Source organism: Acinetobacter defluvii (assembly GCF_001704615.3).
GTDB lineage: Bacteria > Pseudomonadota > Gammaproteobacteria > Pseudomonadales > Moraxellaceae > Acinetobacter > Acinetobacter defluvii.
The window spans coordinates 195,778-209,953 of record NZ_CP029397.2; the positions used below are offsets into that span (position 1 = coordinate 195,778).

Genomic DNA, 14,176 nt, shown 5'->3' on the forward strand with positions numbered 1-14,176 from the left:
ACTATGCAAAATATTGTAGAAGTAAATTATCAACAAACTGGGGAAAGCACCTCAATTAATAATATGGGGATGCGGGCTATGCAAGCTCGCGCCTTCGAATCTCGTAATAGTCAGTATTTACTGTTAAAAGCCCCTCCAGCTTCAGGTAAATCCCGTGCTTTAATGTTTTTGGGCTTAGACAAACTACACAACCAAGGGTTGAGCAAAGTTGTTGTAGCCGTACCTGAACGCTCTATTGGAGGTTCATTTGCCAGTACGAAGCTGAGCGAAAGTGGCTTTTTTGCAGATTGGGATATCAAACCTGAAAATAATTTATGTACTGCTGGAGGCGATAAGAGCAAAGTAAAAGCCTTTAAACGCTTTATGGAAGGCACAGACCAAATTTTGGTGTGTACCCATGCGACCTTAAGATTCGCTTTTGAAGAGCTTGAAGATCATGTATTTGACAATACATTAGTGGCAATTGATGAATTCCACCATGTTTCAGCCGATGCTGACAATATTCTAGGTACTGTTCTTAAATCTTTGATGGACAATACCACGGCTCATATTGTTGCAATGACAGGTTCATACTTCCGTGGCGATAGCGTTCCTGTACTTACGCCTGAAGACGAAGCAAAGTTTGATAAAGTTTCTTTTAACTATTACGAACAACTTAATGGCTATACCTATTTAAAGTCTTTAGGTATTGGCTATCACTTCTATAAAGGACGTTACTTTGCAAAAGATGATGAAGGCGTTATTGCAATTGCAGAAGTACTAGATACCGATAAAAAAACCATCATTCATATTCCAAACGTAAATTCAGGTGAATCAACCAAAGATAAATATGATGAGGTGGATGCGATCCTCGAAATCATTGGTGAATTTGTTGCTAAAGATCCTAATACGGGCATTATTACCGTTAAACGCCCAGATGGTAAGATTTTAAAAGTAGCAGACCTAGTTGAAGAAGATGGTCGGGATAAAGTTGTTGAATATCTACGTAACATTAAAACCGTAGATGACCTTGATCTTATCATTGCCCTAGGCATGGCGAAGGAAGGCTTTGACTGGCAATTCTGTGAGCATGCGTTAACGATTGGTTATCGTGGCTCTTTAACTGAAATTGTGCAAATTGTGGGACGTTGTACACGAGATAGCTCGAACAAATCACATGCACAATTTACCAACCTTATCGCTCAACCTGATGCACAGGATACTGAAGTTAAATTTGCAGTAAACAACATGCTAAAAGCAATTACTGCATCTTTGTTAATGGAACAAATACTTGCACCAAACTTTAAGTTCAAAACTAAACGTGATGATGAAGATATTGTTCCACCGGGTACACTTACAATCAAAGGCTTTAAAGAACCAAGTACAGCAAAAACAAAGGCGATTATTGAAAATGATCTTGTGGACCTAAAAGCAGCGATTCTTCAAGATGCTAAAGTGATTGCAGGTTCAGCAGGTAAGGTTGAGCCTGAAGTGGTGAATAAAGTCCTTATCCCTAAGATCATCCAAACCAAATACCCTGACTTAACGAAAGCTGAACTTGAAGAAGTGAGTCAATATTTAGTCGTTGACTCAGTGATTAGCACAGCAGAAGTCAAAGAAGTTGGTGATAAAAAATTTATTCGTATGGCGGATAAATTTATCAATATCGAAGACCTGAATATTGATTTAATTCAATCTGTGAATCCATTCCAAAAAGCGTTTGAAATCCTATCAAAAGAAGTCACAGTCAATGTGCTCAAATTGATTAAGGAAGCAATTGAAGCAACTAAGATTAGTATGACTCAAGAGGAAGCCATTGAGCTATGGCCTAAGTTAAAAGCCTTCAAAGTTCAGTTTGGTCGTGAGCCTAGTCTAGAGTCAAATAACTTAATTGAAAAACGATTAGCCGAATGCCTAATCTATATTCGTGAGCAACGTAGACGAGCTGGAGTGTAAAACGTGGAAGATTTTAGCTGGCTTCAAGATATGATTGCTGATGATGACTTAGGTCTTTTAAACGTAAAGAAAAAGACGTCTGCTCTAACGGCTGATGAACAATTAGTCTCTAAATTTAATGAAATTAATAATTTTGTGACGCAGCATGGGCGTGTGCCTGAGAAAAATATGGCAAATATTACTGAATATATGCTTGCGACTCGCTTAGATGCAATGAAAGCCAATCCAGAGCAATACATGGCTTTAGCTGATTATGATGAACATAATTTGTTACCACAACATCAGGATTAAAATATGTCAGATATTAAATCACTTGAAGATATTTTTAACGATGATGATCTAGGTTTGCTTGATGATGGTAAAGATGGGGACATCTTTAAAATCAAGCATGTGCCTGTCCAACGAGCAGCAGCAGATGAAGTTGCTAAACGTAAACGTTGTAAGGATTTTGATCAATTTGAGCATCTATTTAAAGATGTTCACAGAGAGCTTCGAGAAGGAAAGCGTAAGCTTTTACCCTTTAATGATAAGGGTTATCAACTGGTTGAAGGTAATTACTATGTTTTAAATGGCTTATTAGTTTATCTAGCAGATATTAATTTTACTTCTGAAGCGAAAACAGTTGATGGTAAGCGTTTCCGTAAAGATGGGCGTACCCGTACTATCTTTGAGAATGGCACCGAATCAACTATGCTTTATCGCTCATTGGCTAAAGCATTGTATAAAGATGGGCGCATTGTTTCAGAAACCAATGAGCAAGAAAACTCTAACTTTTATACTAATTTTAGTGGTATCACTGATGATGATACATCCACAGGCTATATTTATATTCTGAAATCTAAAAGTACAGATTCACGTATCCAATCATACGATCATCTTTACAAAATTGGTTTCGCCACAACAACTGTTGAAAAACGTATTGCGAATGCAAAAAAAGAGCCTACTTATTTGATGGCTGATGTTGAAGTCATTGCTGAATATCAAGCTTTTAATATTAATCCACAGAAGTTTGAATATTACTTACATGCTTTCTTCGGTGAATCTTGCCTTGATTTATTGGTCGCAGATAAAGATGGTAAAAATCATCAACCGAAAGAATGGTTTATTGCACCTTTAGAAGTAATTCAGCAAGCTGTTGAGTTGCTAGTAAATGGGCAGATCATGAGTTATCAATACAATAAGTTTAAGAAAGAGATTGAGTTGAGATAATTAAATTTAAGGATAAATATATGATTAATATTATTAAAGTTAGGGATGATCACTCACCTATTCAATTTCAACAGGATTCTACTGGTTCTGCAAAATATTCTTTATGTGAAGGTATTGAGTGCTCTTGGCTCAACGCTAATGAATCATTTTCTTATAAAGAACTTCGATCAAGAATTGAACCATGGCTTACGGCTCTATTTCAATCAGAGCATCTTTCTTTGCTTGCGGGTTCTGGTTTAACTCATGCAGTTCATTACTTAGCAGCAGAAAAAGCTGCTACGGGTATGAATGCTTTAACACTTAATAATTTCAATGATGAAGTAAATCAGGCGGCAAAAAAATCATCTGAAGCGACTGGTCGTAAAAATGGTAACTTAGAAGATCAATTACGTGTAGCAAATGAATTGCTTCGTGGGCTAGAAATTTTGAATGATGATAAAGCTGTTGCCCTTAAAAAAGAATTAGATATGGCAATGCAAAGTTTTGCTAATTCAATATTAGTTAGTGAAAATGGTATTGCCACAGCAAATTTTGAAAAAAGAGAAAATGCTTTCAATATCTTAGTTACATTTCTAATGAGCTTTGCTAGTCGTACTGGTGTACGAGATAGGTTAAATATTTTTACAACGAACTATGATCGACTTATCGAAGCTGGTTCAGAATTAGCAGGTATTCACTTACTTGATAGATTTTTAGGCAATTTAATGCCTATTTTTAGGTCATCTCGTTTAGATTTAGACATGCACTATAATCCCCCTGGTATCCGTGGAGAACCTCGTTACCTTGAAGGGGTTGTTCGGTATACAAAACTTCACGGATCAGTAGATTGGCTACAAGTTAATAAAGATATTCGGCGTATTGGTTTGCCGTTTGGAGCAAAATCAATTGCCCCATTTCTTGAAGTGGCAGGTTATGATGATATGACCCCACATGAATTAATGATTTACCCAAACTCAGCAAAAGATCAAGAAACAGCAAACTATCCTTATGTTGAATTATTTCGTGATCTAGCTGCTGCTATTTGTCGTCCTAATAGCACTCTAGTTACATATGGGTATAGTTTCGGTGATGATCATATCAATAGGGTTATTCGAGATATGTTAACGATCCCATCGACTCATTTGGTCATTATTTCTTATGATGACGATATGGGAAGGATCATGAAATTGTATGAAGAGTTGGGACGTCATTCTCAAATTAGTTTACTTATAGGTCCTGCACTAGCAGATCTAACAAACTTAACACAATATTATTTACCTAAAGCTGCAATTGATAAAACAACTTCTCGTATGAGTGAACTTTTAAAACAAAGATTACCTTCAAATCAAGAATCCATTCCAGAAAATTTAGATAAAACTAATGGAAATATTACATTATGAGTATTTCTCCATTAGCTTATGCAGATTCACTAAGAATAGGGACTGTGGATTTTGTTTCACCGAGCGAAATTAAAGTTTTACTCGATATTGAAGCCCCCGAAGGAACTGCATTAAACACAGGCACGCCAAGAGCATTTCCCAAAGTTAATGGATATGTTCTTATAGCTAGTGATAATGGATATTTAGTTGGTCAAATTGAGTGGATAACAATAGAGCGTTCACAATATCCTAAAAGAAAGGGGATGCAAGACTTTGGCTTAGTTGACTTGCCTTATCCTCTAAGAAAAATGAGTTTAAACCCACTTGGTTGTTTAACTTACGATAAAGAAGAATATGATCGTATTCATTACAAATTTCATCGGGGCGTAGAAAGTTATCCTACCGTTGGAACACCTGTTCTTTTACCTACTCAAGATCAGTTAAAGGATATTGTTGAATCTGGAGATAATAGAAGAGTTTGTATTGGTACAAGTCCGTTGGCAAATGGTGCAAAAGTAATGATTGACCCAGATCGCCTTTTTGGAAGACATCTAGCAGTATTGGGTAATACAGGAAGTGGAAAATCTTGTTCTGTAGCTGGCTTAATTCGCTGGTCTTTAGATGCTGCTGAAAAAGTGAAAGGTAGTCAACCAAATGCTCGCTTTATCGTTTTAGATCCAAATGGCGAGTATTCAGAGACATTTAAAGACAAAGAAAATGTTCGAATATTTTCTGTAGAGCCAAAAGATGAAGTCATAAAGCAACTTCAAGTTCCTTTATGGCTTTGGAATAGTTCTGAGTGGGTTTCTTTTACACAAGCAAGTCCCAAAACCCAACGACCTGCATTAATTCAAGCGCTTCGCTCCGTCCGAGAAGGTATATTTAATGCAGAACTATCCACTCATCATGCAATGAAACGATATTTGCAAACACTTGTGAATATTACTGAAATTGAAATTCGCTCTGGTGCACCATGGGGAAGATTCCCTAATCCAAAGAATTTTTTTGAACGTTTAAAAGTATGGCGTGATGGAATAGAGAACAGCACTGTATTTGACGATCGCCAAAATAATTCTTTGGAAGCAATTAGAGATAAAATTAGTGAATTTGAAAATACTCGAACTGGAACATATCCAAGGTATGAATTTAATAAAATAGAGATAGACAAATTCTTACAATTACTGAAAGTCGCTCATACAGCCTTTGGCGGTAGTGAGATGGACATCTTACCTATTGATGCAGATATTCCACGACCATTTTCTGGTGAAAATTTCTTAAAAAGTATTGAAGGAAATGCCGAATTGCTAGGTGTCTCAGAATATATTGATACCATGCAAATGAGAATTAAGACTCTTCTCTCAGATACTCGAATGAAAGTCTTAACAAGTCAGATTGACGGTTCAAAAGAAATGACTTTGGATGGTTGGCTTTCTGATTATATCGGGGATAACAATGCTTCAAATGGAACAGTTACAGTTATCGACCTTTCATTAGTTCCAGCAGAAATTGCACATATCATTGCAGCTACTATAGCTCGAATGACATTGGAATCCTTACAAAGATATCGTCGAATGAATCAAGGGCAAGTACTTCCTACAGTATTAGTTATGGAGGAGGCTCATACTTTTGTGAAACGGTATAAGGATGATACCGAATATCACAATTCATCATCTATATGTTGTCAAGTTTTTGAAAAAATAGCTCGTGAAGGGCGAAAGTTTGGATTAGGTATGATGCTTTCGTCACAAAGACCTAGTGAACTCTCACCGACTGTTCTTTCTCAGTGTAATAGTTTCTTACTTCATCGGATTAGCAATGAACGGGATCAAGAACTGATACACAAATTGGTGCCTGATAATCTCCGAGGATTATTGAGAGATTTACCCTCGTTACCTTCCAGAAATGCAATACTACTTGGTTGGGCTTCGGAATTACCCGTATTAGTTCAAATGAATCATCTTTCGGCTGAACATAGACCAAGATCAGACGATCCTGACTACTGGAATGTATGGACTGGACAAGATCAGAATGGAAATACAGTTACTCGTAGTGTAGATTGGAAAGAGATAGCTGATGATTGGCAGCAGATTTAGATACTTGTTGTCCAAGTAAAATAAGAACAGGCATCCAACTTAAAATAAGAAAGCCTGTTCATTTAAATAAGAATACGCATAGTTGTATTCAGCGTATCCATACATTGAAGTGTTATAAATTTAAATTTTTGGCTAATTCTAAACTGCTCCAGTAAAACTTATCTTCAGTTGTTGGCCGCAGTTTTAGAATGCCATTGACTCAGTTGCTTAAAGTGTAAATTTATAGTGTTTTATTTAAAGTATTTGGATTAAAATTTACAAAACCTTAATGTATTGTAAATTTATATCATTTATTTTTTAAATTAAACAATTAGTTACGTGGAGTTTAATTGATTTTAAGTGTATATAACCATACAACACGGGGTCAGATGGTTTTGTATATCAAGATGATCGTAGCTTTACGCCTGAACAATTTGCTGCGCTTGCAGGTGTAGACTTGGAAGAGGCTAAACGAGTTTTAGATTTCACACAAAGCAATGCTAATAGTCATAGTGCATGGCTCACTTTTATTTACCCACGTCTTTATATTGCAAAACAGTTACTTAAAGATGATGGGGTGATTTTTATTTCAATAGATGAAAATGAACAATCACAGCTAAAATTTTTATGTGATGAGATTTTTGGTGAGTCTAATTTTATCGAATGCATCACTTGGAATAAAAGAATTCCCAAAAATGATAAAGGTATAGGTAATATTCATGAGTATATTTTAGTCTATACAAAAAATTCTACTGAAAAAAAAGAATTTATCATGCCTAAACATGGCTTAGATGATATTTATGAATATATTGATAAACTTAAAAGAGATAATATTGATATTAAAGAAAGTGAAAAACAGTTAAAAAAATTCTATAAAAAACAAAGTTATGACCGAGGAATAACTTTGTATAATAATTTGGATGACAATTATGAGCTATGGGGGAAAATAAACCTTAGTTGGCCTAATGCTAATACTGTTGGTGATAAGTATGATGTGAAACATCCATTAACTGGTGAAAATGTAAAAGTGCCAGAAAGAGGGTGGAGATGGGTTGAAAGAACCTTTGATAAAGAGTCAGGACGAGTTAATGGTGAATATACCGATGTACAAGTATTGCATGATGGTAGCGTACGTACAAAAAATATTTGGTTTGCCAGAGATGAAAATACACAACCTAGTTCAATCAAATATTTAAAAGACGTTGAATATTTCTTATTGAGATCTATTATTTCACTTAAGAGTGATGGGGGACAAGAATTAGAAAGAATATTTGGAAAAAAATCAGTTTTTCCTTACCCTAAACCTACAAGCTTGATAAAAACCTTACTATTCTCTTTACAGGTAAAAAATGATGACATTATTTTAGATTTTTTTGGTGGCAGTGGGACAACTGGTCATGCTGTTCATGATTATAATGTTGAAAATAATACCAAAGTATCCTTTATATTAGTTCAACTAGATGAGGAAATAAAAACAGTTAAAGAAAATAAGGAATCACTAAATTTTTGTACTCAAAACTCATTACGTCCTAATGTTTTTGAATTGACTAAATATCGATTAAATAGTGTTTTTCATAATAGTGAAGAGCTAGTAGGATTCAAAATTTTTAAAACCTGTGACAACTTTTTTCCAACATCAAATTATAGAGAATTAAAGCAACTCACTCTATCTCAGTCAGATACTCTTCCTGCTACAACTGCCTTTGATAAAGCTCAACTGCAAGATATTTTAACCACGTGGAAAGGTTTGGATAAAATTTTATTGTCTGAAAATCTCAATACTGTAAGTCTCGGCGATTATCTAACCTATAGTTTTGGTCATGTCTTGTATTTGGTCAATAAAGGCTTTAACACAGATGCCTTAAAAGACTTGATTCAAAAACTTGATGATGAACATGAATTCCAAGTTTCTAAATTGGTCATCCTCGGTCATCACTTTGATAGTAAATCTCAACGTGAAATCGATGAAGCGATGAAAAACTACAATAATAAAAAGTCGATTCCTGTTGATGTTGTGGTGAGATACTAATAATGAATGCAACATTACCTTTATTTGCAACACAGCAAACAAAACAGTTTCATTTTGAAGGGAACTTGCCACATCAACAACGTGCGGTAGATAGTATTCTTGCTGTGCTGGAAACGGTAACATTTACTAAACCTAATCAGCAAATGGCTTTAGTAAGTAATCCATTAGCACCCAAAGATAAGCAACTGGGATTATCAGCCTATGCGAAATCTATTGAAGCGGTGCAAAAACACAATGAAATTTTAGGACATATAGCTAAACCTGAAAGCAATGTACTCGATATTTCAATGGAAACAGGTACAGGTAAAACTTATACCTATACCAAGATGATGTTTGAGCTAAATGCACGACTGAAGCTGTTCAAATTTATCGTCGTTGTACCTACTCTGCCGATTAAGGCAGGTACAGTTAATTTTCTAAAGTCTCAGGCTTCACAAGAACATTTCGAAACTAATTACCAGAATAAGTTAATTCGGTGTCATATTGTCGAAAGTCAGTCAAGCAAGAAATCTAAAAAAGATTTGATGCCTCAAAGTATTTTAGATTTTGTTCAAGCTCCTAATGATGGTCAGACGATCCATGTACTTGTAATTAATGCAGGTATGATTAACTCAGACACAATTAGTAAAAAATATGATCGTGCTGTATTTGATCAATTTAACACGCCTTTTGACGCAATTGCTTCAATTGCCCCAATGATTATTATTGATGAGCCACATCGCTTTTCAACCGCGCAAAAGACTTGGGGTAACATTCAAAAACTAGGTGGGCAGTTTATTGTTCGTTATGGAGCAACCTTTAATGAAGATTACTCTAACCTCATCTATCAATTAACTGCCGTAGATGCTTTTAACCAAGATTTAGTTAAAGGTGTAGTGGCTTATATTGAAGAATTTGCAGGTGCGAAAGATACGTCTATTAAACTGATTGAAATTGATACGAGCAACAAAAAGAAAGAAGAGGCTATTTTCCAAGTCAAACGAGGGAAAGTTACCGAAAAAGTTCATTTACTTAAAAATGAGTCTTTGAGTAAGGTCGATCAGAATTTTGGTAGCTTAACCATTGATAACCTAAATAAAACCACAGTGGTATTATCTAACGGTTTAGAACTGAAAAAAAATGATGTCATTGATCCATATTCCTACAATGAAACATTGCAGGAGAAGATGATACGTAAAGCAATTACGAATCATTTCGAAATGGAAAAGGAATTAATGACTCGCCCATCTGCTAGGATTAAACCGTTAAGCCTTTTCTTCATTGATAATATTGAAAGTTATCGTGGTAAAGAAGGAGAAAAAGGGACTTTAGCTGAATTTGTTGAAGATGAAATTAAACTGCATGTCACTCGACTTTTAAAAACTGAAAAGCACGAAGCGTATCGAGAATATTTAGAGAAAACTTTAAAAGATGTTTCTCAGTCTCACGGGGGGTATTTTTCTCAAGATAACTCTGAAAAAGATGACAAAATCGAGAAAGAGATTGAAGAAATTCTGCATGATAAAGAAAGCTTACTCAGTTTAGATAACCCTCGTCGTTTCATTTTTTCAAAATGGACATTACGCGAAGGTTGGGACAATCCGAATGTATTCCAGATTTGTAAATTGCGCTCTAGTGGTGGTAAAACTAGTAAGCTGCAAGAAGTTGGCCGTGGCTTACGTTTGCCAGTAAATGAGTTTATGCAACGCGTTAAAAATGAAAACTTTCAGTTGCATTACTATGTTGATTTTACAGAAAAAGATTTTGTAAAAGAGTTAGTGGAAGATATCAACAGCAAATCATTAGTTGAGTTTGATGAAACTAAACTGACTAATGAACTAATTGCTCAAATTCTTGATAAATATTCAAATCAGTTCAACGATGAAGAGGCTTTACTAGAGCACCTAGATGGTCTTGATGCAATTAAGCGTAATAATGACTTTAAAGAAGGCGGTTTGGCGAAGTTAAAGCAAGAGTTCCCTCTAGTCTTTGCTCAAGGTCTAAAAGCAAATAAAGTACGTAATGCTGGAGATACAAAGCAGAAAGCAACTATGCGTCTTGCTAAGTATGCTGAGCTTAAAGAAATGTGGGAAACTCTTAACCGTAAAGTGATTTTGGAATACAAAATCGACTCTGAAGAGCAATTTCATGCTTTGCTCAAAGGTTATTTTGCGGCGAATTTAGATAGCTTTAAAAAGACAGGAAGTTTCACCAAAAAGCATACTTTAATTATTGAAAATAATTTGGCATCACAGCAGGTTGAGCATTCGATTCATGAAGAGGTTTTACCGATTCAAACCATGACCTATGGTGAATTCTTACATGAGTTAGCTATCTCTTTAAAAGTGAATCGTAATACATTACATCAGGTTTTTATTGAGTTATTGCAAAGTACAGATAAGCATTTGGATATAAATCAATATCTAAGCCAAAGTACAATTCGCTCTATTCGAAGTGGTTTTAATGATTATTTACTTAAACAGTCATTTCAAAGCTATCAGATTGGTTTAACGGATGTATCTAATACGGTTCACCCTACTGTATTCACCAATGAAACAGGCGAGCCATTAGTTGAGATAGAAAGTGCCAATTTAGGTCGAATGACTGAGGCTTTAAATATTGCAGATAATTATTTATTCAATGAACTCTTTTATGATTCACCTCTTGAAAAAGAAAATATCTGTGAAAAAGTTTCTGAAGTGTCTGTATTCACAAAGATTCCTAAAAACTCAATTCGTATTCCTATAGCAGGTGGTGGAACCTATTCTCCAGACTTTGCCTATATTGTTGAGTATGAAAGTGGTAAGAAAACTTTGAATTTATTAATTGAAACCAAGGATAAGGCTAGTTATACGCTATCTGAAGAAGAACAGCGTAAGATAAAACATGCTGAGCTTTTATTTAAAAATGTAAGAGATGATGTAGAGGTTGTTTTTAAAACTCAATTTGAGAGTGAGAAAGTCGTTGAAATTATTAAAAATGTTATTGGTAAAAAGGCTAGTAAAGGTTAGATTAAAGGCAATATTAATGTTGGCTTAATAAGCAAGTTGAGGGGATACATGAAGTTGGTTCATATTGTTGATAAAGATCAAAATATGTGGATTGATGTGAATGTATTCTTTCAACAGTCTGAAATGGAGCTGACTCAATGGCGTAGTCAAATAAGGGAGCGATATAAACGGGATAAAAACAAGCCTCATTTTACTTGCGCTTGGTGCCAATCCCCAGTGACCCTTGCCAGACGTACAGATCACATGGAGATCAATTCCTCGGCAACATTTTTTTTTAAACATATTCCTGAGTTGGAAAATAATCCAAACTTCCAATGTCCTGTAAAGCATATCAAACAGTTATCAGAGCAAGAAAAAACTGCTCTAAAGTATCAAATTGCGAAAGAAACTCAACAACATAAATTGCTGAAAGAGAACATATATAAAAGCCTTCAAGTAGATGAAGCTTTTAGTGATATTCATATTGAGCAAGTTCGTAAAAGTATTGATCTAAAGCAATGGCGTAGACCAGATGTATCTTCATTATATAAAAAGCAATTAGTTGTTTTTGAAGGACAACTTTCTACAACTTTTTTGAATGTGATTATTGATCGTAAGATTTTTTATCAAGATAACAATGCTTGCTTACTGTGGATTTTTAATCATTTTGAACCAACAGAAAAAGCGAAGAAGCAGTCAATGCAAGATATTTACTACAACAATAATGCAAATGCCTTTGTAGTGAATGATTCTACAGTCGCTCAATCAATTAAAACAAAAGTTTTTACTTTAGAGTGTCATTATTTAAAGCCTGAAATAAAGAATAATCAAATCATTAATCAGTGGAATACTGAGTTCGTCGAATTCCAAAACTTAGTCCAGAACGAAGCTACAAAGCAAATATACTTTTTTGATTATGAAGCTGAATATCAAAAGCTAAAGCAAAAATTAGGCTTACGTCATAGTTATTTACAAGAGAGTAAGAATCAAAAAGATAAACTAAAAGTTCAGAAATATATCGAATCACTAGAACAGGTTGATCTTGATACAAAAGTTCCATCAAAAACTAAATCTGAATTATTGGTCGAGTTTACTAAACTATGGATAAAAACTCATTACCTTACCGATAGTCAATTCAACTTTCAGTGGTTTTCCATCCGTAAAGAGCTTGAGCTAATGGGTATTAGTACACCTAAATACATTTTACATGCACCCTATAAAACAGTGGTCAACTCAATTTTAAGTGCAAAATTTGGTTACGTTGTAGGTAACAATATTAATGATATGGTGAGTGTAGCTCATAACTTGATGGAACATCATCCAGCTTACATTAAGCATTTGATGCTTACTTTAAAAGTAACAGGCAAACCCGATTTATTAAACGAGAGAGATAGTTCGGGTAAATGGAAAGAGCGTTATAAAAAATATGTTCAACAGCCAGAAGAGTTTAAAATTTATAAACATGATTTAAATCAATTTATTGAATTTTTAGTTCCTGAGTTTGAAGGACGCTTAATTGCTTGGGGTGAAAGCTGTGAACTTCATTCAAAAATAAATTTACCAAAGTAGGTCTATTATGAAATACCAACCGCCTTATACCATCACCTCAAAAATCATTCATCTGATTGCTCAGATCAGTGAAAATATAGGGCGTTTGACTGTTTTAGAGGAAATTCAGGACAGCTTAAAACTCAGAAAAGCCAATCGTATCCGTACTATTCAAGGTTCTCTTGCAATAGAAGGGAATACGTTAAGTACAGAACAAATCACGGCGATTCTAAATGGTAAGACTGTGATTGCACCTCCGAAAGAAGTTCAGGAAGTACGTAATGCCATTAAAGCCTATGAAGCATTTCAGCAGTGGCAACCAAGCCAAGAAAAAGACCTATTACAAGCGCACCAAATTTTAATGACAGGCTTAATTGATGAAGTCGGTCAGTATCGTCATGGTGGTGTCGGTGTAATGTCAGGTGATCGAGTAGTGCATATGGCTCCACCTGCGAATCAGATTAATCGTTTGATGACTGATTTACTTGATTGGTTGAATGACAGCGATATACATCCACTGATTCAAAGCTCAGTCTTCCACTATGAGTTTGAGTTTATCCATCCATTTGCAGATGGTAATGGGCGTATGGGTAGACTATGGCAAACGTTAATTTTGAGTCGATGGAATCCAATCTTTGCCAATATCCCAGTTGAGAGCCTGATCTATCAAAATCAAAAAGCTTATTACGAAGCATTGCAAGCAAGTACTGATCGTGTTGATTCAGCACCTTTTATAGAATTTATTTTGCAGATGATTTTAGATGCAATCCTCAGCTCAAATGACACCGCTCAAGATAGCGATCATGTTACCGCTCATGCTGACGTACAAGTGAGCGATCAAGTACAACGTTTGATTTCAGCAATGAAGCAAGAAGACTACACTTTGGCTGAGTTGATGCAATTGGTAGGTTTAACCCATCGAGCAACATTCCAAAAAAATTATCTGAATCTAGCAATCGCAGCTGGCTTGATGGAACGTACTATTCCTGATAAGCCGAAAAGTCCGAAGCAAAGGTATCGCTTGAGAAAATAAGTTTTATGCATCCTAAGCACTGA

Annotated in this window: 9 protein-coding genes and 1 pseudogene; all 10 read left to right on the plus strand. The window is 35.2% G+C overall.

Annotated features, from left to right (window positions below):
* Positions 1–3: 3 nt before the first annotated feature.
* The 10 genes and pseudogenes from DJ533_RS03295 (at position 4) to DJ533_RS03335 (ending at position 14,153) form a co-directional block, all read left to right on the plus strand.
* Positions 4–1,935, plus strand: coding sequence for a DEAD/DEAH box helicase (locus DJ533_RS03295; RefSeq protein WP_065993202.1), 1,932 nt, complete (start codon positions 4–6; stop codon positions 1,933–1,935).
* A 3-nt stretch (positions 1,936–1,938) separates the two neighbouring features.
* Positions 1,939–2,226, plus strand: a complete 288-nt coding sequence (locus DJ533_RS03300; protein WP_065993204.1) for a hypothetical protein — start codon at positions 1,939–1,941, stop codon at positions 2,224–2,226.
* 3 nt (positions 2,227–2,229) lie between these two features.
* On the plus strand, positions 2,230–3,144 hold the full coding sequence (locus DJ533_RS03305; RefSeq protein ID WP_065993206.1) for a GIY-YIG nuclease family protein: 915 nt from the start codon (positions 2,230–2,232) through the stop codon (positions 3,142–3,144).
* Positions 3,145–3,164: 20 nt separating this feature from the next.
* Entirely contained in the window at positions 3,165–4,523 is a 1,359-nt protein-coding gene (locus DJ533_RS03310; protein WP_065993208.1) for an SIR2 family protein, read from the plus strand.
* Entirely contained in the window at positions 4,520–6,595 is a 2,076-nt protein-coding gene (locus tag DJ533_RS03315) for an ATP-binding protein (RefSeq protein ID WP_065993210.1), read from the plus strand. The genes DJ533_RS03310 and DJ533_RS03315 overlap by 4 nt, the downstream gene beginning before the upstream one ends.
* A 409-nt stretch (positions 6,596–7,004) precedes the next feature.
* A pseudogene (locus DJ533_RS19045) lies at positions 7,005–7,988 on the plus strand (site-specific DNA-methyltransferase); the annotation flags it as partial.
* A gap of 348 nt (positions 7,989–8,336) precedes the next feature.
* Positions 8,337–8,603, plus strand: coding sequence for a hypothetical protein (locus DJ533_RS19050; protein ID WP_267285740.1), 267 nt, complete (start codon positions 8,337–8,339; stop codon positions 8,601–8,603).
* Positions 8,604–8,605: 2 nt separating this feature from the next.
* Positions 8,606–11,593 carry a type III restriction-modification system endonuclease gene (locus DJ533_RS03325; protein ID WP_065993212.1) on the plus strand — a complete coding sequence of 996 codons (2,988 nt, stop codon included), beginning with the start codon at positions 8,606–8,608 and terminating at the stop codon, positions 11,591–11,593.
* A gap of 48 nt (positions 11,594–11,641) precedes the next feature.
* On the plus strand, positions 11,642–13,141 hold the full coding sequence (locus tag DJ533_RS03330; RefSeq protein WP_026444247.1) for a DUF6035 family protein: 1,500 nt from the start codon (positions 11,642–11,644) through the stop codon (positions 13,139–13,141).
* 7 nt (positions 13,142–13,148) lie between these two features.
* Positions 13,149–14,153 carry a Fic family protein gene (locus DJ533_RS03335; RefSeq protein WP_065993213.1) on the plus strand — a complete coding sequence of 335 codons (1,005 nt, stop codon included), beginning with the start codon at positions 13,149–13,151 and terminating at the stop codon, positions 14,151–14,153.
* The last annotated feature ends 23 nt before the right edge of the window (positions 14,154–14,176 follow it).